The organism is Parabacteroides hominis (genome assembly GCF_014287585.1).
In the GTDB taxonomy this organism is placed as follows: Bacteria; Bacteroidota; Bacteroidia; order Bacteroidales; family Tannerellaceae; genus Parabacteroides; species Parabacteroides hominis.
Map to the genome: position 1 here is coordinate 1 of NZ_JACOOJ010000011.1, position 26,346 is coordinate 26,346.

Annotated in this window: 17 protein-coding genes and 1 pseudogene; 2 read left to right on the top strand and 16 right to left on the bottom strand. The window is 46.8% G+C overall.

Features of this window, described 5'->3' with window-relative positions; all coding sequences use genetic code 11:
* Positions 1-264 precede the first annotated feature (264 nt).
* Positions 265-654, bottom strand: coding sequence for a response regulator (locus H8S65_RS08245; RefSeq protein ID WP_186929513.1), 390 nt, complete (start codon positions 652-654; stop codon positions 265-267).
* Positions 655-938: 284 nt separating this feature from the next.
* On the opposite strand from H8S65_RS08245, the gene H8S65_RS08250 reads away from it, so the two are divergent.
* Positions 939-1,202 (top strand): hypothetical protein, encoded by a 264-nt coding sequence (locus H8S65_RS08250; protein WP_186929514.1) that lies wholly within the window; start codon positions 939-941, stop codon positions 1,200-1,202.
* Positions 1,203-1,290: 88 nt separating this feature from the next.
* Here H8S65_RS08250 and rpsA read toward each other — a convergent pair whose 3' ends face one another.
* The 3 genes from rpsA to H8S65_RS08265 form a co-directional block, all read right to left on the bottom strand.
* On the bottom strand, positions 1,291-3,084 hold the full coding sequence (gene rpsA / locus H8S65_RS08255; protein ID WP_186929515.1) for a 30S ribosomal protein S1: 1,794 nt from the start codon (positions 3,082-3,084) through the stop codon (positions 1,291-1,293).
* Between the two features lie 151 nt (positions 3,085-3,235).
* Positions 3,236-3,595 carry a hypothetical protein gene (locus H8S65_RS08260; protein WP_186929516.1) on the bottom strand — a complete coding sequence of 120 codons (360 nt, stop codon included), beginning with the start codon at positions 3,593-3,595 and terminating at the stop codon, positions 3,236-3,238.
* 1 nt (position 3,596) lies between these two features.
* Complete coding sequence (locus tag H8S65_RS08265) at positions 3,597-4,154, bottom strand: RNA polymerase sigma factor (protein WP_186929517.1); 558 nt, start codon at positions 4,152-4,154, stop codon at positions 3,597-3,599.
* Between the two features lie 150 nt (positions 4,155-4,304).
* Between H8S65_RS08265 and H8S65_RS08270 the strand changes: the two genes are divergently transcribed.
* Complete coding sequence (locus H8S65_RS08270) at positions 4,305-4,718, top strand: DUF6249 domain-containing protein (protein WP_186929518.1); 414 nt, start codon at positions 4,305-4,307, stop codon at positions 4,716-4,718.
* Between the two features lie 126 nt (positions 4,719-4,844).
* Here the strand turns inward: H8S65_RS08270 and H8S65_RS08275 are convergent, their stop codons facing one another.
* The 12 genes and pseudogenes from H8S65_RS08275 to H8S65_RS08330 form a co-directional block, all read right to left on the bottom strand.
* Entirely contained in the window at positions 4,845-5,933 is a 1,089-nt protein-coding gene (locus tag H8S65_RS08275; protein WP_186929519.1) for an NAD(P)H-dependent flavin oxidoreductase, read from the bottom strand.
* 115 nt (positions 5,934-6,048) lie between these two features.
* Positions 6,049-6,867 (bottom strand): phosphate ABC transporter substrate-binding protein, encoded by an 819-nt coding sequence (locus tag H8S65_RS08280; protein WP_186929520.1) that lies wholly within the window; start codon positions 6,865-6,867, stop codon positions 6,049-6,051.
* Between the two features lie 81 nt (positions 6,868-6,948).
* Positions 6,949-8,244: a putative porin gene (locus H8S65_RS08285; RefSeq protein WP_186929521.1), complete on the bottom strand. Its 1,296-nt coding sequence runs from the start codon at positions 8,242-8,244 to the stop codon at positions 6,949-6,951.
* Positions 8,245-8,459: 215 nt separating this feature from the next.
* A pseudogene (locus tag H8S65_RS08290) lies at positions 8,460-8,926 on the bottom strand (ORF6N domain-containing protein).
* A 209-nt stretch (positions 8,927-9,135) separates the two neighbouring features.
* Positions 9,136-12,828 (bottom strand): phosphoribosylformylglycinamidine synthase, encoded by a 3,693-nt coding sequence (gene purL / locus H8S65_RS08295; RefSeq protein WP_186929522.1) that lies wholly within the window; start codon positions 12,826-12,828, stop codon positions 9,136-9,138.
* A gap of 230 nt (positions 12,829-13,058) precedes the next feature.
* The gene (locus H8S65_RS08300) at positions 13,059-15,938 is read right to left on the bottom strand and encodes a DUF8487 domain-containing protein (RefSeq protein ID WP_186929523.1); all 2,880 of its coding nucleotides are present in this window, start codon (positions 15,936-15,938) and stop codon (positions 13,059-13,061) included.
* Entirely contained in the window at positions 15,922-17,406 is a 1,485-nt protein-coding gene (locus H8S65_RS08305; protein ID WP_122204038.1) for a trehalase family glycosidase, read from the bottom strand. Before H8S65_RS08305 ends, H8S65_RS08300 begins: the two co-directional genes overlap by 17 nt.
* Before the next feature lie 93 nt (positions 17,407-17,499).
* Positions 17,500-19,167: a RagB/SusD family nutrient uptake outer membrane protein gene (locus H8S65_RS08310; RefSeq protein ID WP_186929524.1), complete on the bottom strand. Its 1,668-nt coding sequence runs from the start codon at positions 19,165-19,167 to the stop codon at positions 17,500-17,502.
* 23 nt (positions 19,168-19,190) lie between these two features.
* Entirely contained in the window at positions 19,191-22,469 is a 3,279-nt protein-coding gene (locus H8S65_RS08315) for a TonB-dependent receptor (protein ID WP_255489079.1), read from the bottom strand.
* A 219-nt stretch (positions 22,470-22,688) separates the two neighbouring features.
* Positions 22,689-23,633, bottom strand: a complete 945-nt coding sequence (locus tag H8S65_RS08320) for a FecR family protein (RefSeq protein ID WP_186929525.1) — start codon at positions 23,631-23,633, stop codon at positions 22,689-22,691.
* 32 nt (positions 23,634-23,665) lie between these two features.
* Positions 23,666-25,654 carry a glucosidase family protein gene (locus H8S65_RS08325; protein ID WP_186929526.1) on the bottom strand — a complete coding sequence of 663 codons (1,989 nt, stop codon included), beginning with the start codon at positions 25,652-25,654 and terminating at the stop codon, positions 23,666-23,668.
* 102 nt (positions 25,655-25,756) lie between these two features.
* On the bottom strand, positions 25,757-26,311 hold the full coding sequence (locus H8S65_RS08330) for an RNA polymerase sigma-70 factor (RefSeq protein WP_186929527.1): 555 nt from the start codon (positions 26,309-26,311) through the stop codon (positions 25,757-25,759).
* Positions 26,312-26,346: the final 35 nt, after the last annotated feature.

A 26,346-nucleotide genomic window follows, 5' to 3' on the forward strand; every position in this document is an offset into this window, starting at 1 on the left:
AGAACGAAAATGGCAATTATTACTTATACAACTCGGAAAATTGCGGCATAGAAAAATACTATATCGGGAAAAGGAGGAAACGATATAAAAAGAGGATGTGTCGGTTTTGACACACCCTCCTTTTTATTTGTTCATTTGCCCCGGCAAGCCGGGAGCGCATTGTGCTTTTATGGAGATTAAGGATTCGGATAAAACAAAACTGTAATAGCGATAACAAGGGTTATAACTATTACAGTTTTTTATAATATACAGAAACTAAGCTTTCTACCAGGTAATCTGCGGTAAAAATTTAGAAATTGTGTTTTTCAATTCGACAATATTTATGGGCTTGGTGATAAAGCCGTTACTACCTGCGGCACGAGCGGCTTCCATATCGTTCTCGAAAGCATAAGCAGACTGCATGATAACGGGTATCTGCGTATCTTTCTTTCTAATCTCCTTCAAGGCGTCGATTCCATTCATCTCCGGCATTTTGATATCCAGCAAAATCAGGTCGGCCCCTTTTTCTTCAAAGACTTTCAATAGCTCCAAACCTGTCCTGGCCTGCAGAACATTACAGTGTCTTTTCAAAATGGTTTTTAATAATAGGAAATTGCTTTCCTCATCTTCTGCGATCAGAATCGTTACGTTGTAGTTGTCTTCGTTCGTGCCCATAGTTTTTATATTATCTGTGAACAAATTTCAGAATTAATTTTTACATAACCAAATAGAATAGAATTTATTCTGTGTTTAATGGGACGATTATTATTGCCCATCGGTAAATTTCGCAACCGAATTAGATATATTTTTCATGTTTATTGAAAATAAAAGGTCCGAAAGGTTGAAAGATCCGAGGATGTTTGTATATTTAGTGCATTAAACGAGACGGGGAGATTAAACTTACCGCTTTCGGGAATGGTTATTAATGAAGAACAAGTATAACTTTAAAATCAAACATCATGGGAAAGAGTCAATTAATTCACAACAATGAGTTTCATTTGATCAATAAAGCTGAAATTCGCAAGGCTACAGGTAAATTGGTAGAATCATTGAATCTGGCTGCCGGTTCTACAGGCGGATTCGATATTTATAAGGTAGTGGATGCCTATTTTACAGACTTGGACAAGCGTCATGAAATAAATGCTTTGTTAGGCATCGGCGAAAGTTGCCAATATTATGGTGAACAGGAACAAGTAGAGGAAGTGATCAAGGAGGTAGACTAAGGGAGCTTTCTCTATTCTTTTTTTCAAGCAATAAAAAAGGAGATATCCGGGTGGACATCTCCTTTTATTTTATCTGAAAAGGCGGTAATTATTTACCAGCCAATTTTTCTTTCAGAGCAGCGAGTTCTTCAATGTCACCCAGTGTAGTCTTTTCAACCGGACCAGTTACCATTGCAGATTCTTCTTCTTTCTTGCCACCGCGTTTAGCAGATGATTTCTTTTCGCCAGATTCTTTCTTAGCGCCTTTCTGTTCATCTTCGAAGATACGGCTGTGAGAAAGGATGATTCTCTTAGCTTCCTTGTTGAATTCGATTACCTTGAACTGCAGTTTTTCGTCTACAGCAGCCTGAGAACCGTCTTCTTTTACCAGGTGTTTCGGAGTTGCGAAACCTTCTACGCCGTAAGGCAGAGAGATTACAGCACCCTTATCCAGCACTTCGATGATTGTTCCTTCGTGGATAGAACCAACCGTGAAGATTGTTTCGAATACATCCCAAGGATTTTCTTCCAGCTGTTTGTGGCCTAAGCTCAAACGGCGGTTTTCTTTGTCGATTTCCAGAACCTGAACTTCGATTTCAGCACCGATCTGGGTAAATTCCGACGGGTGTTTGATTTTCTTTGTCCAAGACAGGTCAGAGATGTGGATCAAGCCGTCTACGCCTTCTTCGATTTCTACGAATACACCGAAGTTAGTGAAGTTGCGAACTTTAGCCGCATGGCGAGAACCTACCGGGAAGCGAGATTCGATATCTTCCCACGGGTCAGCTTTCAGCTGTTTGATACCCAGAGACATCTTACGTTCGTCGCGATCCAGTGTCAGGATAACAGCTTCGATTTCGTCACCTACCTTCATGAAGTCCTGAGCAGAACGCAAGTGCTGTGTCCAAGACATTTCAGAAACGTGGATCAGGCCTTCTACGCCCGGAGCGATTTCGATGAATGCACCGTAGTCAGCCATAACGACAACTTTGCCTTTTACTTTGTCGCCGACTTTCAAGTTCGGATCCAGAGCATCCCAAGGATGCGGAGTCAGCTGCTTCAAGCCGAGAGCGATACGTTTCTTTTCATCATCGAAGTCAAGGATAACCACGTTGATCTTCTGATCCAGCTGAACGATTTCTTCCGGATGAGAAACGCGGCCCCAAGACAGGTCTGTGATGTGGATCAAACCGTCTACGCCACCCAGGTCGATGAATACACCGTAAGAAGTAATATTCTTGACCGTACCTTCCAGTACCTGGCCTTTTTCAAGTTTGGAGATGATGTCTTTCTTCTGCTGTTCGAGTTCAGCTTCGATAAGAGCTTTATGAGATACAACAACGTTCTTGAATTCCTGGTTGATCTTCACGATCTTGAATTCCATTGTCTTACCTACAAATACATCGTAATCGCGGATCGGCTTGACATCGATCTGAGAACCCGGCAAGAATGCTTCGATACCGAATACGTCAACGATCATACCGCCCTTCGTACGACATTTAATGTAACCTTTGATGATTTCGTCTTTTTCAAGAGCTTCGTTAACACGATCCCAAGAACGTGTAGCGCGTGCTTTCTTGTGAGACAGGATCAACTGTCCTTTTTTGTCTTCCTGGTTTTCGATGTAGACTTCTACTTCGTCACCAATTTTCAGATCCGGGTTGTAACGGAATTCCGCCATAGATACAACGCCATCTGATTTGAAACCGATGTTCACTACAACTTCACGTTTGTTCATTGCAGTTACAGTTCCCATAACGACTTCTTTGTCCTTTACGGTGTTCAAAGTTTCGTCATACGTTTTTACAAGATCGTCCTTGCTTACCTGACCGTAAGAATCGCCCTCTTCAAGAGCATCCCAGTTGAAATCTTCAATGGGCTGAATGTTCTTTAAATTTTCCATTCTCTAATTGTTAATACTTAAGTTTGTTTTAATTAGTAAGTTAGACATTATGTTGTCATCTCTCAAAAATCGGGGCAAAGGTAATGCTTTTTTCTGACTTACAAGAGTTTTTATATGGAAAAACAATCTTTTTGGCTTGTAATACCGCCACTTACATCTTTTCTTTGTGAGACATCTGCCTCCTTTTGAATATTTGCCTGAGCTTGTAATCGGCTCCCAACAGGATTAGGGTAAGCATCCCGATATAGACATAGAAAGGGAGTGCGTCCAGATCGGGTATCGGCACGGATATTTTGGGGATGCCCATATAGAGGAACGAGGCAATCGCGACGCCGATCATAAGCAGCGAAGCGGCGATGACGGCAATCCATCCCCAGCGTTCGTTACGCTTGCGTATCCGTTCGGCTTCGGCCATGATCTGCCTCATCACGTTGGCACGGAACGAAGCGGGAAGCTCCTCTTCGGGCATCCGGCTAAACAGGTCTTTCAATATGTCATTCTTCTCGGTCATTTTATTGTTCCTCCATTCCTTTTAATACAACAAACAGTTTCTTTCGTATGCGGTGCAATTTCACTTTTATATTAGAAGAGGTCAGCCCGGTGATGGTCGCCACTTCGTCGATCGTTTTCTCTTTCATATAAAAGAGCAGGATGACGGCGCGCTCGTCGGGCGGCAATTGGGCGAGTGCAGCATCGAGCATCTGTATCTGTTCGGTGCTGTCAGTCCTGCCAAACGCCTCCGCCACCTCTTGTTCCGATACATTATTAATAACCGATTCCTCGATCGCCAGAAACTCGTGTTTCTTTTTCCGTGTTTCCGAGATGGCCGTATTGTAGGCAATCCGGTAGATCCAGGTGGAGAAACTGCATTCCCCTTTGAACGACGACAGGTTCTTGAACACCTTCATAAACACATCCTGCGCCAGTTCCTCCGCATCTTCCCGGTTTCTGACCACCTTTAAGATTAACGAATGAACAGGTCGGCTGTATTTATCGAGAAGGCAGGCAAAGCATGCCGTATCTCCCGCTTGTATCCTTTGTATGTAATATGTATCGGTATACAATTCCATCGTATTATAATGGACGCAAGCCGGGCGAATAGGTTACAACTTGCATCAACAAAAATAATAAATATTTTTTCTTCCCGATCTGTAACCTTTCGGAAAGAGGTGCGTCAAAAGTAGCAAAGAAATTAATTAATCATTTAAAACAGTACAGTTATGATGGATTTTGTTATTGTTCCGTTGACTACCGGAATTGTATTTGCTGCCATTTATGCGTTGTTTGAACTTTTCGTACGTAGAAAAGAGCGTATGGCGATTATTGAGAAGATCGGAGAAAACTTGAATAATTCTGCCTTTGATGGGAAATTGAGCCTTCCTTCTTATGGGATACCTCGTTTTTCATTCAATTCATTGAAGGCCGGCTGTCTGCTGATGGGAGTCGGTGTGGGATTGATGGTCGCCTTCTTCCTGAGTTTGATGTTGGCTGCAAGCAGACGCGAGTTTGATTTCTACAACGAATATCAGGTGATGAGCACTGCTTATGGCGCATCCGTCCTTTTGTTTGGAGGTTTGGGGTTGATTGTCGCATTCGTTATCGAGACGAATATGAAGAAAAAAGAGGATAAATGATAAAGTTTTCACTTTTTTCTCAGGGTGAAAATTTATTTTCTCCTAAGTGAAAATAAATTTTCACCGGCAAGAAACAAAAGTTTCATCGGCGGGAAACAAAAGTTCCATGCCGATGAAACTTTTTATTTATCGGGAGGAAAGAGCCGGTTGGTCGGAACGTTTCCACTCGTTGATCAGCTCGCTGATCGTTTCTTTTACCGACATGATGCGGGTTGTCCGCCAGGCATTGCTTCCGGCAAAGGCATAACCGTTCTCAAAGTTTCCCTTGAAAGCGTTATACAAGGCGGTCACGATGCAGTAGGGGCTTCGCGAGATGTCGCAAGTCTTGATGCAGTTGAAGGGGCAAACCTTCGGTTGCTTCAAGCCGTCTTTCACTTTCTGCAAGAAATTGCAGTGGATAGCTCGTCCCGGCATGCCGACAGGACTCTTGATAATCTCGATATCCTTTTCTTCCGCTTTGATGTAGCTTTCTTTGAAAGCGTCGGAAGCGTCGCACTCGGTAGTGGTGACGAAACGGGTTCCTAATTGAACGCCCGATGCTCCCAGGTCCATCACGCGTTTGATATCTTCACCCGTGTAAATGCCTCCTGCTGCGATTACCGGGATTCTCTTGTTGTATTTTTCTTCGAAGTGTGAAACTTCTTCCACTACCTGAGGCAGCAGTTCTTCCAGTGAGAAATGCTCGTCTTCCAACTGGTTCTCCTTATATCCTAAGTGACCGCCGGCTTTCGGGCCTTCCAGCACGACAGCATCGGGAAGATAGTCGTAGTTGTTTTTCCATTTCTCGCAGATGATCTTTGCGGCACGTGCGCTCGATACGATAGGGACCAGCTTCGTCACGCTGTCTTTCTTCAGGAAAGAGGGCAGGTCCAGCGGAAGTCCGGCGCCGCTGAAAATGATGTCTACCTTTTCCGCAATACTGGTTTTTACCAGCTCGGCGAAGTCTGAAAGGGCGACCATCACGTTCACGCCGATAATGCCTTTGGCCTTTTCGCGGGCTTTCCGGATCTCAGCTGCAAGGCCCAGATTTCCGGCTTCGGTGTAGTTGGGAGAAAGTTTCTTATATAAGAGACCGAGACCGGCGGCGGAGATAACGCCAATCCCACCTTCATTTGCAACGGCTGAGGCTAAGCCGGAGAGAGAGATTCCTACGCCCATTCCACCCTGGATGATTGGAATGCGGGCTTTCAGATCCCCAATTGTTAATGTCTTCATGTAAATAAAATGTGTAAATAAAAAATATATGCGGCAAAGGTAGCACAATAAACCAAAGAATGTGCAAAATTAACCAATATTGTTGCACAAATAAATAATAATTGTGCAACAGGATTTATTTGACCGGGATATAACCGACCTGTTTTACCGTTGCCTGCCCTTCTGCCGACAAGATATAATCGATAAAAGATTTGACTTTTCCCTCATTCTTTACATCATAATAGTAGAATAGCGGACGGACGATCGGGTATGCCTTGCTTTTTGCATTTTCAAAGGAAGGTTCGGTGAATGTTTTGCCTGCATCGTAAGAGACATGGATCGGTTTTACTTCTTTGTTGATGTAAGCCAGGCCGACATAACCGATGGCTCCTTTAGTCTGGCTGACAGACTGGATGATGGCTCCTGTTGCGGGCATGCTGAGGATGCCGTTCATGTAGTTCTTGTTCTTCAGGACGCTTTCCTTAAAGAACTCGTATGTCCCGGAGGAGGTTTCGCGCGAATACGCCACGATCTTCATATCCGCTCCACCCACTTCTTTCCAGTTCTTGATCTTTCCGGTGAAAATGCCTTCGAGCTGTTCGCGCGTCAGGTTCGACACTTTGTTGGACGGGTGTACGACTACCGCCAGCGCGTCGTAAGCGATCACCACTTCTTTGGTGCTTTTCTTTGCTTCCTGCAATTTGACTTTTTCGTCGAATTTCATCTTGCGGGAAGACATCGCAATATCGGTTGTCCCTTCCATCAAGGCTGAGATGCCAACGCCGGAACCTCCGCCCGTCACTGTTATCTTAGCCGATTTATTTTTGTTGATGAAGTTTTCTGCTTCCGTCTGGCTTAAGGGAAGGCAAGTGTCGCTTCCTTTAATTTTCTGTGCAAACACATTCGATACAAACATACAGGCGGCTACTGCGGCCATAACAATTGTCTTTTTCATTACTCTGTTTTGAATTAATTTTCTGTATGCAAAGTAAATACAGAGATATTGCAAGAGTGTGAAACAGATGTTACGTTTGTATTAAAACTTATATTGCAGGCGCAGGGTGAAAACGTCGTCTTTCCTGTCTTTTTCATATCCCTTTACGAAGTCGCTCTTCTCGTTAAAATTGAACTCATAGTAGGCTTGCACGCGGATATGTTTGTTGAAGCGGTACAAAGCACCGATGCCGAATGTGCTCTGGGCGAGGTCGGTCTTGGAAGTCAGGCTGTTTCCAACGCCGATCTCATTCCCTTTCAACTTAGTATTGGGATCATAAGCGTCGTATTTCAGGACGGCTGAGAATGGAGAGGTCCCGATGTCGTGCACCAGATAGAAGAAATAGCCGATAAAAGGGCGTTTGAACAGGGAGTTCTCCGGTTCGTTTGCCGGACGTGTTCCGGTGTTCGGGCTTTTACTACTGGTAGCGATTCCCGGTTGTGTACCTAACAGTCCCTCACCGCGCAGGGTTGTCGTTCCCCAGCTGTTTTTGAACGAGAACTGCGCGTCCAAGCCGATGTATTCACGTTTCATGTATGTGCCGGTTTCTCCTTTGTCGACAGCTACGAATTTTTTGCCCTGAAGTTCGTAGGCCGTGGTAGTCGGGTTGTAGACTCCGCCATTGTAGTAAGAGGCGCCTAATCCCCATTTTCCCCAGTTGCCTATTTCCTTTTCGGCTCCCAGGCGGCCGATGAAGTCTTTGCGGCTGTCGGTTTCGCGGTTGATGCTGTTGCCGGCAAACAGTCCGGCGTCGAGACGGAGAAAGTTGAGCGGGCTCGTTTCTCTGGTACGGAGAGTCAGCATCGCGCCTAAATCGCGTTCGTCCGGGAAGAAGTATTGGATGATGGTGGCACGTTCGGGAGATTCCAGGCCGCTGGTCGAGTAACCGATTTCGTGGCCGAAAGGACGGTTGAAAACACCTGCCATCAGTTGGCTGCGTTTTGTCCAGGGATCTTTGATGCCGATGTATAGGTCGCGGAAGCTGACGCCTTTGTCGTTTGCCTCGATCTGTATGGCGCCGGTTCCGATACCGTCGTTATATTCGAATTTCAACCGTCCGCGGCGGATACCGAAACGGTTGAAACCTTTATCTTCATGTTCGTTCTTGTCGCCGACTTTCAGGGTGGCATCTTCCTGTCCATATTGGAATTGTCCCTGGATATAGGCCGATACTTTGAACTTGCTGAGCTTCCGGACGATTTTGTCCAGAGTCGTCGTCTCCTGCGAAAGTGAATCGACACGAGCATTCAATTTATCTATTTCCTGAGCTTCCTGCGCTTTCAAAGCAAACGGAAGCAGCGCCAACAGACCGAGCGCGATGATCTTTCCTGATTTCATTCCTAACTTTTTGGGCTCTGGATGGTGATTTATTGTTATAATTTTGTTTGCAAAGGAATAAAAATACTGTTTCGCAAGTACGACATATATGTTACATTTGTGTTACAAATTGCCCACGACATAGCGTGCATTTTTCGCATGCTTTTCAAGTTCTTTGCAACTTTTTCATGAAACAGTGTAACTTGTTTATTGTTTAAAGCACGAAGATAGAGATTCTATTTCACAAAGCCAATCCGAGGACGTGGTTTGTCACTGATTGATTTTTTACTTTGCAACTCGGCAAGCGTTTGGTTTATCAATTCCAGTTGCATTCGCGTGTCGTCGTTGATGTCGTTGTAATCGGCGAAAGCCTCTTCTATGTATTCTTTGAGTTCTTTTACTTCATTTTGGAGTTCGGTTATTCTGTCTGCATGACGACACCATGTTCCGTAAAAGCGAACGGTAAAGAAGACTTCGGACGTTTGGCAGGTAATGTCATCACAAAATGTGATGACATATATTCTAATTCCTCGTTTGCCAGTTGAAACATAAAGTCGGGAGGAAAGCGTGTGATATTTCGTTTCACTGCTTGGTTTAGTGTTCTGGTTTCTACTTGGTACATTTCTGCCAGATCAAAGTCCAGCATGACTTTGTACCCTCTGATCTCATAAATCTTGTTCTGGATGACTTGTAACTTTTCCATTTGCCGTAAATCTTAGTAAAGGTTTATATTCTTTTGCGAAGATAGGGATTAATGCGGAAGAAACATATAATAAGAGATGGTCATTTATTGTGTTGGATATAATATAAAACGGATAAGCATTCGAATAATCTTCGATACCTATCCGTTTCAATAAGAAAGTCTGCCGGATTTTATTCCGAAAATCGGCTAAATTTTCTTTCTATCGTATATTATTTCTTATGCTCTTCTATCCACTTCCGTGCATTCACGAAGCCTTCGATCCACGGAGTGACTTCGTCACTGTTACGACGATCTTCAGGGTAGTAACCGCATTGCCACGGGAACATCGCACGTTCCAAGTGAGGCATCATAGCCAGATGGCGTCCGTCGTGCGAGCAGACACCGGCAACCGACCAAGGCGAACCGTTCGGATTGGCAGGATAGCCTTCGTAGTTGTATTTAAGTGCGATATGGTATTCTTTTTCTTCATACGGGAAAGAGAACTTGCCTTCACCGTGCGTAATCCAGATACCTAACTTCAAGCCGCTCATCGAGCCGAACATAACAGAATGGTTCTTCGGAATCTCGACCGAGATGAAGTTCGATTCGAGCTTGTGCGAATCGTTGTGCAACATCTTGTGCTTCTTCTCATGTTCCGGATAAACGACTCCTAACTCGGCCATCAGCTGGCAACCGTTGCAGATACCCAAGCTCAACGTGTCGGGACGTGCATAGAAGTTGTCCAGTGCCTTCTTGGCTTTCTCGTTATATAAGAAACCGCCGGCCCATCCTTTGGCAGAGCCCAAGACGTCGGAGTTGGAGAAACCGCCACAGAATACGATCATGTTCACGTCTTCCAAAGTCTCGCGTCCGGAAGCCAAGTCGGTCATGTGAACGTCTTTCACATCGAAGCCTGCCAGATACAGTGCATAAGACGTTTCACGTTCGCACTGGCAACCCTTTTCACGGATTACGGCAGCACGGATTCCGCTCTTCCCTTTGCGATCGGCAGTCAAGCCGTAAGAAGACAACTTACCGGTGAAGTTCTTCGGATATTTGAATTCCAGCGGCTGCATCTTGTAGTTCTCGAAACGGTTGCCTGCGCATACGCTACCGCTCTGCTTGATATCCAGTTTATAAGAAGATTCGTACCATACGTCACGCATATAGTCGATGCCGAAGTGGTACTGAATACCGTCTTTGGAAACCAACAAATGGCGTTCGCTGGTCGGCTTGGCGATAACAGCAAAACCTACGCCCGCATCTTCCATCAGTTTCTCGAATGCTTTCTTGTCCTTCACCTGTACGATGATACCCGGATTTTCGGAGAACAGGATCTTGACGATGTCCTGTTCCGACAACTTGTCGAGGTTCACATCCAGACCGCCTTCCACATTGGCGAAACACATTTCCAACAGGGTCGTAATCATACCGCCGGCAGAAATATCGTGTCCGGCCAGGATCAGGCCCTTTTCGATCGCATCCTGTACGGCGTTGAACGCATCCTGGAAATATTCCGGGTCCTTTACGGTCGGCACTTCGTTGCCGAGCTTGTTCAATACCTGTGCGAAAGCGGAACCACCCAGCTTCATCGTGTCGAACGAGAAGTCTATATAATAAAGGTAAGAATTCTTTTCGTGAGCCAATACCGGAGAAACAATCTTGCGGATGTCGCTTACTTCGGCGCCGGCGGAGATAATAACCGTACCCGGAGCAATCACCTTGTCGTCGCCATACTTCTGCGTCATGGACAGAGAGTCCTTGCCTGTCGGGATATTGATACCTAAGGAGCAAGCAAAGTCTGAAGCAGCCTGAACAGCCGTGTAAAGACGAGCGTCTTCGCCTTCGTTGCGACACGGCCACATCCAGTTAGCACTCAGTGATACGCCGGACAGCTTGTCTGCCAACGGAGCGAATACAATGTTTGTCAGTGATTCGGCAATCGCCATAACGGAACCGGCTGCCGGGTCGATCATCGCTACCTGCGGAGCATGGCCGATAGATGTAGCGATACCCGCTTTTCCACGGTAATCCAATGCAACAGCACCTAAGTCGCTCAACGGTAACTGCAATTCGCCCTGGCACTGCTGGCGTGCGATCTTGCCGGTCACCGAGCGGTCTACCTTGTTGGTCAACCAGTCCTTACATGCAACAGCTTCCAGCTGAAGCACGTTTTCGAGGTAATGATGCAATTCTGATTCTTTATAAACGACCGGAGCATAGGTTTCTTCAACCGTATGGTCCTTCATGATCGTTCTCGGCGGTTTACCGAACATATATTCCAACTTGATATCGATCGGTTTCACGCCGTCGGCCTGTTCGAAAACAAACTTCATATCGTTGGTCGTTTCACCCACCACATACATCGGCGAACGTTCGCGGTCGGCAATGCGCCGTACGCGGGCAACATCTTCTTCCTTCATCAGCAAGCCCATGCGTTCCTGGCTTTCGTTACCCACGATTTCCTTCGCGGAAAGTGTCGGGTCACCGACAGGCAGCTGGCTCATATCGATATGTCCGCCGGTTGCTTCCACCAATTCGGAGAGACAGTTCAAGTGACCGCCTGCACCGTGGTCGTGGATCGAGATAACCGGATTGTTGTCCGATTCGGCAATCGCACGGATCACGTTGGAAACACGTTTCTGCATTTCCGGGTTGGCACGCTGCACGGCGTTCAACTCGATACCGCTGGTGTACTGCCCTGTGTTTACCGAAGAAACCGCGCCGCCTCCCATACCGATACGGTAGTTGTCACCACCTAACAGGACTACTTTTTCGCCCGGTGCGGGATCACCCTTCAACGCGTCGCGCATATTGGCGTAACCGACACCACCGGCCAGCATGATTACTTTGTCGTAAGCATATTTCTTATTGTTCTCTTCGTGCTCGAAAGTCAGGACCGAACCGCAGATCAGCGGCTGTCCGAACTTGTTGCCGAAATCGGATGCACCGTTCGAAGCCTTGATCAGGATTTGTTCCGGAGTCTGGTATAACCAGGGACGCGGATCGAGAATCTTTTCCCATTCACGAGCACCTTCCGTACGCGGATAAGCAGTCATGTAAACGGCTGTACCGGCGATCGGCAGAGAAGCCTTGCCACCGCCTAAACGGTCACGGATTTCACCACCCGATCCGGTAGCCGCACCGTTGAACGGTTCGACAGTTGTCGGGAAGTTGTGGGTTTCAGCTTTCAGCGAGATAACCGATTTGATCTCCTTTACTTCATAGAAGTCAGGTTTGTCACCGCTTGCCGGAGCAAACTGTTCGATCACCGGACCTTCGTTGAAAGCCACATTATCTTTATAAGCGGAAACTAACTTGTTCGGGTTTTCCGCCGATGTTTTCTTAATCAGGTTAAAAAGAGAACTTTCTTTCTCTTCTCCGTCGATAATAAATGTACCGCCGAAGATTTTGTGACGGCAGTGTTCCGAGTTTACCTGTGCAAAACCGTACACTTCGCTGTCGGTCAGCCGGCGTTCCAACTTCTGGCTCACTTCGTTGAGGTAAGATACTTCTTCATCGCTCAATGCCAGTCCTTCCTGCTTGTTGTAGGCCTCGATATCCTCGATATAAACAATCGGGTCCGGTTGTTTGCTGATCGTGAAGATGTCCTGGTTCAGACCGTTGTAGATACGCTGCAACATCGGGTCATGTTCTGCTTCGCCTGAAGAAACGGGGAAGTATTCCTCGATGCGCGAGATACCGGTGAGTCCCATGTTCTGGGTGATTTCCACGGCATTCGTACTCCACGGGGTGATCATTTCCCTGCGCGGGCCTACATACCAGCCTTCCAATGTTTCAGCCTGGAGAGGTTTTGCCTCGCTAAAAGCCCAAACTAATTTTTCTACATCTTCAGGAGAGAAAGCGTGTGCAGCCTCCACTGCTAACACCGTCTTTGTTGGAGATTGAAAGAATAGAATCATATCGTCGATTTATTAATTGTATTCCGTTCGTGCGAGAGTGTACCTAAAGATACCTCCCGCTTACAGAGTGCAAAGATAATAATTTAGTCTTTAATATCGTGTGCGTAAGAAGCCTTAATCATCCATCGGGCTTAATTCCGAAAAAATTCGAACTGTTAAATGATGATTTAAATCTGCCAAATCTTGATGCGGTTGCCTTGGATTTTGGCATATTCCCATTTTAAAAGAGGCTACTTATAAGACGAAATATTGAACAGCTTCTTCATCTCTCCCACCTTCACTTTAGCCGTAAACAGGTCTTGCAAATCCTTGGCGGATAAAGAGTAAGACGGTGCGAAAGCAGGAGTTTCCATATATTCCAGAATACTACTGTAGAACTGCCGGGCTTCCGGTTTGTCCTGTACGGCTTTCAGGTCGGACATGCAAACCAAGAGTTTGCCCTCGCCTACCTTGAATTCGAATAGCAGGCCTAATTTATGGTTACGTTCGACATTGTCGATCACCTGTACTATCGGGCGGTAATCATCGGAAAGACGGTCCAGGATCATGGGGTAGCTCTGTTTGATGATCGGGAACCATTGCCAGTCGGTATGGAACTCTGTCGGAAAAGCAGCCAATGCAGGGTGTCCGGGATCGGTCAAGATCCCCAATGTACCGGGAGAGACAGGGCGGCCTAAGTTCTCGCAAATAGTCCGGAACATACGGTAATTCCAATAATCCGTCTGGAAAAGTCCGCCAACCGTCTGGTCCTTATGCTTGTCTTTTGAAGGGAACCAAAGGACTTTGCCGCCTTCCGTCAGGTATTTCAGATAAGCGTCCAGATTATCCGTCACGCAAATGTCTCCAGCCGGTTTAACCTCCTTGTCAGCCGGATAAATCCAAAGGGAATAATCATTCCGGTAGGGAGTGCCGTCTATCGACAAGGTAAGCGTGACCTTTTCCGCCTTCCGTACAGAAGCGATCGCCGGCTTCAAAATGCCTGCCTTTGCCAACTCTCCCTGTTTAACATGCAAAGGTAAAACGCCTTTATCCAAGACCTCTGTAGGAGTGGTCAATGTCCAGGATAATTGCTTGCCATTCAAATCGTTTTCGGAATAATTGGCAATCTCCACCTCTCCGGTCAATGCTTCATCGTTGGTCCAACAGAATTTTTCCGTGCAGAACAGAGGGACTACTTCCGAACAGAATTGCCGCCATTCTTCCGGCGCGATCAACCCTTTACTTTCCATAAAAGCATCCAAGATTCCGACATAAGCCGATCCCTGCCCCGGATAATCCTGCAAATCGAGCAACTGGAAACCGCCCCATTCCGGTGTACGCAGGTTCATCTCGATATCCGCCCGGTACAACAGGGCCGACCATTTGCCGGAAGCCATCATAAAGTCATGAGCCTGGCCGATCATGCCGGCCTCTTCCAAGCGTTTCCTGAAGATTTCGAAATTGCGGGGCTTCAATACACCTGTATATTTCTTTATCTCTTCGTAATCCGGATATACCTGGAACTGTCCCGTCTCGTGGCTGATAATCGGAATATCGCACAAATCATTGGCGGATGAGAAATTCATCTCCGAATTCGGGTATGTGTGGTTCAGATACCCGCCGTCATAAGCATCGGCAAACGAGAAAGAGGCGCGGGCATGCGTGTTGAACTGCTTCTCGTCTTCACGCCCGACGCGGCAGGTGGTGAAATAATCTTCATCGGCCTGTTTCCCTTTAAAGCCTAAATAATTGTTCGAACCGGAAGCATAGAGATGGCGGTTGTCTTCCTTCTTGAAGGTTCGGAGTAACATCGCAAGCCCCTCTTCACCGGACATCTCATTCCCTAATCCGAACATGACGAAAGAGGCATGGTTACTATACGCCTGATGCAGGTTCCGCCCTTCTTTCAACAGATAATCGCATAATTCCCGGTCGTTGATATCGATGTTCCCCCAAACAGGTAGTTCCGGTTGCAGGTAAATGCCTTCGATATCGGCCGCCTCGAAGCAGGCTTCGGGAGGACACCAGGAATGGAAACGGTAATGATTGATGCCGTATTGTTTCGCTACCCGGAAATAGTGCCGCCAAGTCTCCACATCCATTGCGGTATGGGCAATCAGGGGGAAAACGCAGGCGTCATGTTTTCCGCGTAGGAACGTGACCTTGCCATTCATGGTAAACTGGCGGCCTTTCGTCTTGAAATCGCGCAAGCCGAAAGTTGCCTGCTGGGTATCGACGGATTGATCCGTTTTTAATGAGACAGAGAAACGATAAAGGGCCGGAGTAAATTCGCTCCATAGCAACGCCTCATCGCCCAGCGCAAGTTCGAACTCCTGTTCCGGTTTCGTCCAGTCCACTTCAATCGTCTGTACCGGTGTTTTATGTTGTTTATCCGTATTCCAGGCTTCGGCATAGAAGGACAGTGTCCCTGTTGGGACGGTAGGCGAACCGCTCGTACGGAGGGTTACTCTGGCGGTTACCGATTTTTTCGCGACATCCGGATAAAGCTGGATATCATCGATCCCGCAAAGAGGTGCGCTTTCCAGATAGAAATCACCGATGATTCCGTTCCAGTTCGTTTGTGTGGAAGCGGAATAGGCATGTGAAGAACCGTAGACCTTTTCCGGGACGGCCTCCTTTCCGTTATCGACTAAAATGGCAAGGGTATGGAGGCCCGGAGACAGATAGGAAGACAGGTCATATTGTTGAGCCGTAGAGATATCACAATTCGACCCTGCTTCTTTTCCATCTATCCAGATCGTCGTGGGTTTCGTGCGCTCCATCACCAGGCGGACGGATGTTCCGTCCCATTCTTCCGGTATATCGACCTGCTTCGTGTACAACGCTTTCCCTTCGAAGAGATATTCCCTGGAAAGGGCTGTAGTCAGTGTCATATCCTCATTATAAACTCCTTTCTTTCCTATATCGGTCGTGCCGGGCAGGAAAAGAGAGTCGGTGCAAGGCTTTGTCAATAACTCCGGGGTGATGCCAGTCCCTGTAGTATCCAGTTGCAATCCCCAATTGCCCTCCAGAGGGATGCGATTCCGGGTATCGGTAGGCAATTGTTGGGTACAAGCGGAATAAAATCCGGCGGTTAACAACAAGGCAACAAGTTTAATCGAATTTTTCATCTTCTTCAAGTTTATATTTATGTACTTCAGCGGTATTCGTTTCACCCGGTTTACAAACAATATCGAGATAACTGAACGGATTACCCAGCTCATCGTTCGTATGCTCGGCATCTATCCCGTTAATCATGGCGACATCACCCGGAAACATGGCTCTCCAAATCAATTCTTTCCCGGACTTATTCACAAGGGTACTACTTCCGGCAGATTGATGCAAGATAGATATTTTTCCTGAAAATACAGGAATATTTTCAATTGAAACCCAACGAGTCGCATCCGTAAAGCGCGGAAGGGTGGCAATACGGTTTGCCGTGACATCGGCATCTACGCCGGCAAGCCCACGCACAATCCCCTCGATCACACCGCTGGCTACTTCGGGATAATCCCTGCGTTCATTTGCATAAAGTTCCTTCAAGAAATGATAGCCCATATCCTGCCTGCCATATTTATAAAAGATCACCGGATAATAAGACATGCTTTCCACGTTTGTCTCCTTCTCAGACAAGATCGTCAATAGACGGTTGATACGTTCCGGCTTGTCTACGATGCCGAACCAGAGGGGAAAGACATTGCATCCGCCTTCTTTCAGATTCTCATTCTCCAACTTATAGGCATAATAGTTTTGAGTCTCTTCATTCCACCAAGCGGTATTATAGAGGCGGGCATACTCTTCCGCCTTCAACTCATAGTGGCGGGCAGCTTCTTCATTTCCTCTCAGCCGTTGTATCTGTGCATACGATTTCAAACCCCGGTAGATCGTAGCGATCAAATCGCCGGTTACCGTCAGGCCCCTAACTGATTCCTCATAAGAAGGGAGCCCACGGAAGGTTTTGAACTTCGGATCGACACGCGAATCATCTTCGTGCATCACACCCGGACGTTCCATGATCCGATCCGCCTGCAATTGCCACCTGCCGATATATTCATTTGCCGATAAACGGAAGAACTCTTCAAAACGGGGATTATTGATGTAGACTTCATTTCCTGTCCAGAGGTACAAACGGTAACAAGCATTCATCACATCGAAGTTAGCATTCAGGTTATACCAGAAATCCTGATCGGAAACATAATCAGCCGGAGCCGGCAAGTTATTCTTGTCTATCTCCCAATAGGTGCAATAATCCTTCGACTCGGAAATATTCTCGACAAACTTACCCATCATATTCGCATTTTGCCTGCCATGCCCGTTCAGTTCCTCGCCTATACACTGATGAGAGACATCCCGCATGCAGAACGCCTGGCGATTCGGCAAAGCCGCTTCATACCAGGGCCCGACCGGATCGGAATCCTCTCCGACATACTGATTCGAGTTACTTACGGCCCAATCGAATATCTTCACCAAGGCCGTATCGTCGGATGCCACACAAAACGCAGTACGCGCCGCATCCGTTATATCGGGATACTTTTCTTGTCCGGGCTGGGCGCAAGCACAACTTAAAACAAGAATAAGAGATAAATATGATAATTTCATTTCTATACGATCATTATGTTATTACAAAAAAGCGCATCAGAATATCCTCGGATAGTCCTGACGCGCTTTCTCCCTATAATTCAGAACCGGTTATTATTTCCAGCCTTCGTTCTGGGCGATACGACCTGGGTTCAAGTCGATCTCTGCTTGCGGGATCGGCCACCAGAAATCTCTTGCGGTATAGGCATCTCTCTCCGCAGGAATCAAAACGGTATGTTTAGGTGTCCCGCTTGAGAAGTCGCGATATTCGATACCTTCGATCGGCTTGTTCATTACATCCAACAAGATGTTCCAACGACGGATATCGGCAAAACGAAGGCCTTCCTGTGCAAGTTCCACACGTCTTTCGTTGCGGACCAGATCCCGGAGGCTGCCGTTATAACGTTCGGCTACCATCTTGTCGATATCGTTCGTATTGCCGGCACGGTCACGGATCACTTTTATCAGAGACTTGGCCTCGTCCGTACTTCCGCCGGTCTCCACCAATGCTTCCGCCCTCAACAGGTAGGCTTCCGCATAGCGGAAAATAATAAACGAGTTGTAAGTTGTCCATGTTTCTTCTTCCTGGCAATATTTCTTCCAGGACAAGCCGGTAGGCGTCTTGTTCCATTCGCCACCGCCACCTTCCGCCAATACATCACCTACGCTGACTTCCTTGTCCTGCAAAGCCCCGTAATCCTTATTGGGATCAAAATAGGTTTTGCCATCCTTTTCAACCACATTGTTCGGGATCGTATTAAAATATTTGCCACGCATTTCCATACCCGGAGCATAGATAGTCTGGTAAAAACGGGGATCTTTATTCAGATACGGCCTAACCTCGTTCCTCTCGCCCACATATTCGAAAGCATCCGCCAAAGCCTTCACCGGAGTCGTCACGCAATATCCGCCGATAGACTGGTTATACCAGTTTCCCCAACTGTTCGTCGCATCCAACGAATAGCGTCTGACCAGGATCACCTCATCCAGGTCTTCACAACCGGTTACGAACAGCTTGTCAAAGTCGGCCAGTTGCGGAGCGGAGGCAACCAATTGGGCCGTTTCATCCAACGTAACCTGGAAATAAGACTTATCATTCAGGTAGCCGGCGGCATAGGCAGCAGCACGCGCACGAAGCAAACGGGCCGCCGGTTTCCCGATCTTCGATTTATTGCTTGGCTTGTCCGGTAATCCGGCAATTGCCTTATCCAGATCATCCAGGATAAAATCGAACACTTCTTTCGGGTCCTGTACTTGCTTAACGTTTTCACTCTCCGCTACCGTAGCCGGATTTTCCGTATAAAACATGATATGTCCGAAGATGGAAACCAAATCCAGGTAGAAATAGGCACGCAATGTACGAGCTTCACCCAAAACCTGGTTCCGGTTAGCATCGCTTTCCCCGCCGGGCCACTGGTACTTATCGATATTGTTGATCACATTATTCGCACGCTGGACGGAAATATATCCTTTATCCCATTTGTCGGCCGGGAAAGAGGATGCCGTACTTCCGATGCCTCGTCCCAAATCATATCCCCTGTTCCAGCTATGCGTAACCAAACCATTATCCGTCACGCCATCCATCCATAAATCATAACTTTCGACATTCAACCTCTCATACAAAGCGGTCAACGCCTTTTCATAGTCTTCTGCCGATTTGAAATAACCGTCTGCCGTAATAATACCTTCCGGCTCCAGATCTATATTACTGTTACAACCGCCTGCCATACAAAGTGCAAATGCCAATGCCCCATACAGCAACGATTTCTTATATATTTTCATAATGCTCTATTTATTAGTTTAGATTAAAAGATAATGTTTACACCGAAGTTCACGATTTTCAACGGAGGGAAATCATTGAGTCTATCGCTCTTTCCTTCCGGGTCCAGACCTTGATACAAGCTACTGAATGTAAGCAGGTTCGAACCTGAAACATACAATCTCAGCTTCGTGATTCTCAGTTTGTCCGTGATACCCTTCGGGAAGGTATAACCCAACTGGGCGTTCTTCAGACGAAGATAGTTTGTCTTTTTCAGGAAGAACGAGTTGTAGGTAGAGGCATTCCGGTTATTGGCCGCTTCCAAACGAGGCATTTCGGCATTTCCATTCTGGTTCTCTTCCGTCCATCTGTCGCGGAAATGTACGCCGGTGAAGGCCTCATAGCTCGGTCCTTCGATCCATTCGCCGTACATCATACGGTTCGCGCCGCTCGATCCCTGGAACAACAAACTCAAATCGAAACCTTTATATTCGCCACTGATATTCCATCCATATGTGAACTTAGGGATATTGGAGGCAAAGATCTGACGGTCGTCCGGATCGATCGTTCCGTCGTTATTCGTATCGACCAGCTTCACATCGCCGGCATGAAGATCGGACATACCGCGCGGGTCCGATTTATATTTGGCACGGTACTCTTCCAACTCCTGTTCGTTAGCGATCAAACCGTCTGCCTGATAAATATAGAAAGCGTTCAATGGCGAACCGATCGTCTGGATATTATAACCGCTGATATTCTTGTCATCGCCGCCGCGGTCGATCCATTCGTTCTTGTTATAAGCCAGGTTGAAAGAGGTGTTGAACGTAAACTCTCCGAACGTCTTACGGAAACCGACCATGGCTTCTATACCTGAGTTACGAACCACTCCGGCGTTCTGTTCGGGAGCATCCAAACCGATGAAATGAGGGATACCCAATGCTAACAAAATATCTTTCGTATCTTTTGAGTACCAGTCCAATTCACCATAAATCATATTATTCAGAAAACCGAAGTCCAAACCGATATTGGTCTGTTCCACCGTTTCCCAAGTCACATCCGGATTTGCCATCTTCTTCTGGTAAACCGCAGAAACAAGGCTACCGTTCATGACCACATTCGAGGTGTTATACTGAGGCAGATACATGAAGGCATCGATACGTTCGTTACCGGTCTGTCCCCAGGAAGCTCTCAGTTTCAGATTATCCACAAATCCTAAATTCTTCATAAATCCTTCTTCCGAAATACGCCATGCGGCAGAGAAAGACGGGAAAACGCCCCATTTATGCCCTTTGGCAAAACGGGAAGAACCGTCGGTACGGATATTCGCTTCAAATAAATACTTATCCTTGAAACCGTAGTTTACACGTCCGAAGAAAGAATTGATACCCCATTTTGTCGGATATCCTTCTGCAAACTGGCTACCGGCCGAACCTAAAGAGATATCAGGCAATGCATCCGAAATCAAGTCCTTACGCTGAGCCATCGAATAGTAGTTGCGATAAGAGATCTGTTCCATACCGTAGAGCAATGCCAAATCATGGTCGTCACCGAAACGCTTCTTGTAATTGGCCAGGAAACGCAATGTCATCTGGTAGCTGTTGTTACGTGAATCTTTTACGCTATTCGGATTATTACGTTGTGTAACCAGCTCGCCGCCTTCATTATAATACTTATAATTCTTATAATGGATCTTCCTTCTGTCCCATGAACCGTTCAAAGAAGCCATACCCGTAAAGACCAAATCTTTTATAGGCTCGAAGTCGGCTTTTACCTGTCCGTAAATAATATCTTTGTTATAGCGGTCTTCTCCAACCACATCCATATCCATAAGCGAAATAGCATTCCGGTTCTGTTTGTCCAAACGGTAATCGCCATTTTCATATCTTACCGGAGAAGTCGGTTGCATGCTCCATACATCAGATTGCACACTGCCCAACGCTTCCGGCCACAAACGGTCGATGTGGCGATATGTCACGTCACTACTTACTTTCAGCATCTTGCCAATGTTCAAATCCGTATTGACACGATAGCTATAACGCTGATATTCCGTATTTTTAACCAGACCCGGCTGATCCAGGTAATCGAAAGAAACCAGATAGCGTCCGACTTCGCTACCCCCGGTCAGGTTTAAGGTGTGCTGTGTGATATAAGTCGGTTTATAGACTTCATTCGCCCAATTGATATAAGAGTGGTTATACGGATCATCTCCTCTTTCCGTTGCCAGAATATCATCTTCCGAATATTTGATCGAACCTCCGGCATTCACAAGCGCCTCATTCGTCATCGTCATATACTCGCGTGCGGAAACTTGTTCGGCTCTTACCGCCCGGTCCTGGAAACCGATCGTACCGTCGTACGATAATTTCACTTTCCCTTCCTTACCACGTTTGGTTGTTACTAAGATTACACCGTGAGCAGCACGTGAACCGTAGATAGAAGCAGATGCGGCATCTTTCAAAACGGAGATATTCTCGATTTCGGAAGAAGGAATCTGGCTCAAAGACATTTCGATACCGTCCACCAATACCAACGGTTTGGCATTGCCGGTCGTACCGACACCGCGTAAGTAGATTTCAGGATCGTCACTACCCGGAGCACCTCCACGGTCGACTACCGTGATACCGGGACTCAATCCCTGTAAAGCTTTTGTGGCATTCACGACGGTCATCTTATTGATTTCATCCCCTTCCAGTTTGGTAACGGCGCCGGTAGTCGTCACTTTACGCTGAATACCGTAACCGACAACAACGACCTCGCTCAATGCCTGGGTATCTTCAACCAACTGGATAGCCAATGTCGACTGGTTACCTACTTTCACCTCTTGTGTATTATAACCGATATATGAAACCTGTACGACCGCACCCGGAGCGACTTCCAGTGTAAACTTGCCATCGATATCGGTGATAATACCATTTGTAGTCCCTTTTTCGATCACATTGGCGCCAATAATCGGTTCACCCATATCATCCGTAACGACACCAGTGATTGTTTTCTTCTGCTGGGTTACGACCGGAGCTGACACATCTTTTGCTTTATAGCTTGACAATACAATATAAGAACCCTTCTGGGAATAATTCAATCCCAACTGGGTAGAGAGGTTATCCAAGACTTCCTTGATGGATCTGCCGACCATATTAACAGATATCTTTTTATTTACATTTACGCCGGCATCATAGATGAAAAGGTAATCCGTCTGCTTTTCAATAGTATTCAAGTAATCTTTCAGTGAAAGATTATCACCCTGTAGGGTGATCTTTTGCGATATCGCATTTTCCGCATGTAAGCAGAAAATGGCTGCAAATAATAACATATAGGTTATTCTCATAATCCTAAATAAATGTTTATGCCGTGATTTTGATACATCATAAAACCCCGACAAAGGTATTTTATTCATAACTTTGTGATATTTAAAGATTAATACTTGTGTTAGACATGTGTTAGTTGCAAGGCGGTGAATCTCGCACATTCATCGCCTTTTTACATTGTTTTCCGTATTCTATTTCATCCCATAGGCATTTCTCGTTTTTAATTTAAGGTTACACACTTACTTTATATAGATAATCGTATTATCGTCATTGCGGGAAAAAGTAAAACGCGTACTGCGTTGCAACACCTGCAAGATGAAATCCACACCGTCCGAAACACGGCATTTACCGCTGCATTTATAGTCATGCAGGCTTTTGTTACGGATCACGATACGGATGTCATACGTTTTTTCAAAACGTTTCATCAAATCGGCAAAACGGATATCTTCAAAGCAGATCAACCCCTCTTTCCAACGATAATTATCCAGGTTACGGATCGAATCGACCACCATTTTACCGCCCGTCCATTCCGCTTTCTGCATCGGGGCGAGCAGGATGGAGGGACCGGGATTCATTTTATTTGTCAGCTCGATGGAACCTTCCAGCAGGGCGGCTGAAAATTCGCAATCCGACTCATCCGCCTGTACATTAAACTTCGTCCCTAAAACTTTTATGTCGCATTGATTCGTTTGCACGATAAAGGGATGTTCCGCATCTTTAGAGACATCGAAATAAGCTTCCCCTTTCAACGAGACGCTACGGGATTCCTCCGTAAAAGAGGCCGGATAGGCCAATTCGCTACAAGCGTTCAGCCAGACATTCGTCCCGTCGGACAGGGTAAGGTTCGCCCGCTGGCCCGGAGGAACGACTATCTTATTCATCGCCAATACAGGAGCCGGTTTCGCCATGTTATTATATATGTACAAGGCAGACACTACCAATACGGAAATTGCAGCAGCGATCTTCAGCGATTCTCCGATAACAAAAGGCAGGCTGAAACGGCGACCGGATTGTGCCATACTGCTATTTTTCGCTTTATGCAACAATAGCACATCAAAATATTTCCGCTCCCTTATCAGCTCTTCCCGATTCTTATCAGAAGCATCCACCCAGTCGCAAACAGCCTCTTCCTCTTCAAAAGAGGCTGTTCCTGCAAAAAACCGATGTAATACTTTTCTGTCCATATACTATATAAGCACCTAACGAAAGCAACCCCCTAAAATTTTATCCGAATATTTTCGCCTTCTTTTATTTTCCGGTTGCTGATCGTTTTTCCATCAGCGATAACGGCGACTTGCAATTTATCGCCAAGACGCTTCACTTCAATATCGAAAACGGTATCGAACGCGCAAATCTTTCGCAAGTTCATGTGATCCCACTCCTGCGGGAGCCGGGGAGTAAAGACAAACGAATGCAGGCCGGTCGGACGAATGCCGAACATGCCTTCCGTGATGATGCGGCAATACAAACCGCTTTCGGCTGACAGATGGCGCTGGCTGCCTTCCGGCCATGCCTCGATGGCATAAGGGACATGCTCACCCAACAGACGCTGGTTCGAGTAGAACTTCAGGTAATCGGTGGCTTTCTCCGTTTCGCCGCAGGCATACACACCACGCAAAGCATACAAGGTGGAACGATCCCAGAACGTTTCGCTTCCCGCCTGTGTCAAGAGGCCGTTTTCCGTCCACAAGCGCGGGGAGAACAAAGCCTGTATGGTCGCATCCTTCCGGTCCTGGATTCCAACCGTGAGCGGAATGCAGATCCAGGAACGCAGGACATCGTTTCCTTCATAATATTTATAGGTATCAAATCCCTCTACAGTCCCGCCGAAATAGCGGTCGATGTTTTTCTTCAGGGCCGTTGCCTGGCGGGCATAAGCAGCAACCGGCTTACCTAAATCTTTGCCTAAATAACCGGCTGAGATCAAGGCATCATAATATAAGGAAGAAGTACAAAGGTTTGCTTTCCCGGCAGGGAAACGGTTTTCCAGTTCATCCGCATCGGAAGCCACGACCCCGCCCTCGTTCAAATTGCGCCGGCAATATTCCAGACACCATTCGATCAACGGCCATAACTTTTCGGCTTCCGCCTTATCTCCGCGGGACAAGGCATAGCGGGAAGCGCCATAAGCGACCATCGCCGCATCGCCACGATCACCGGCTCCCGCCCAGACGTCGAGGCCTTCCGCTATGATCGAGCTGGGCAACGGCTTGTATTCCGGATTCATGAAACGGGCAAAATGTTCATACGAGCACAGTGCGGAACGGTTTCCGACCTCATATCCCAAGTAAGGGAAGAAGGGGTTGATATATTCCGCCTGGTCGTTCGCCCAGATAGCAGCATAGTAGGATTCGCCGCCGGGACCATGCATCAGGCCGCCTTTCGTGTCGTAAATGCTTTCCGCTCCACGGATTTTTGCAAAAGCGAACATGGTGTTGATGACAGGATCGGGCGTATCCAGGACCAGGTTATCCCAGAATCCGGCAATCAAATCCTGCCGGGCCTGTAATTCCCGGTCAATATCGAACGATAGCTCGCTCTCATCCTTTTTATATCCGGCAAAAGTCGCGCTGAACGTCAACTCCTCGCCCGGTTGCAACTGGCGGGCCGCCTGTCCGTTGATAGTCGAAACTAACTTATAGCTGCCATCCACCCCTTTCGCAGCATCCGTCTCGACAACCGAGCGTGAAGAAGGGATTTCCACCGATATCGCGGATTCGCCTGTATTCCGTAAAATATATTTTTCACAGAAAGCCGGATTCTTGGCGGAAGGGAACAGGATACGCGTCAGGCTGAGTTTTCCCTTACGGGGAAGCGCGTATTCGCTCTGCACGACCATCGTGCCATTCAACGTGACCTCTTTTACTTTCTCGTTCAGCAAAGACTGTCCGTTTACCTCGACCATATCCGTCACGTCCCAGGCAAAACGACGCATCAAGCTGGCATGCGTATTATTCGGAATCGTGCGGAGCATCGGCCATACCATACTTCTGTTCAGCATAAAGGCGCCGTCCGCATCGACTCCGTAGCGGAGCACGGTCGAGACTTTCAACCCGCTCATTTCAATATGGTCCTCATGCGGAACCCGCCCGTCTATCTGCCAGGTAATACCGCCGGCAGGATTAATAACCCAGCGATCGGCTGCCGATACGGAGAGGCAGCTAATCCATAAAAGAGATAAAAGGCAATAAATCTGTTTTCTCATGTTACTTAATTGATAATGTGTTTTTCAAGTTTCCTTTATAATAAGCACCTCAAAAAGGATATCCCCTAAAAAAAATATCATTTTTCCTGAAACACTTTCATTTCACATGAACAAAACAATCGTCATATAGTCCTTCAACTTCACTTTCAATATCTTCAATGCCTTGGATATATGGAACTCCACGCTCTTGACGGAAAGCGAGAAATGGGCGGCGATCTCCGGGTATGTCTTATTTTCATAGCGGCTCATGATAAAGATCCGGCGGGTCTTGTCGGGCATCATCGCCAACGCCTCATCGACGAGCCGCCCGGCTTCCGAGCTGAAGATTTCCTGGGGGTCGCAGGCTTCGAGGGTGGCGATCCTCAGGCTGTTCACCCGTTGCTGATGTTCCTGGATGCGTTGTTCCACATCTTCGCGGACACGAAGATGACGAAGGTAATTCAGGCATTTATGTTTGATCGCCTCTAAGATATAGGCCGGAATATTCGAATCGGAAGAAAGAGAATGGCGGTTTTCCCAATAATACATGATCCCCTCGACAGCAATATCTTCCGCTGCCGCTTCATCTTGCAGGTACGTGTTGGCAAAACGCACAAACAATCCGTGATATTCGGCAAACAATTTATTAAAAGCTTTTATCTCCGAGGCTGTTTCCATGATATCTCTTTTCGCGGATAAAGATAGTATAAATT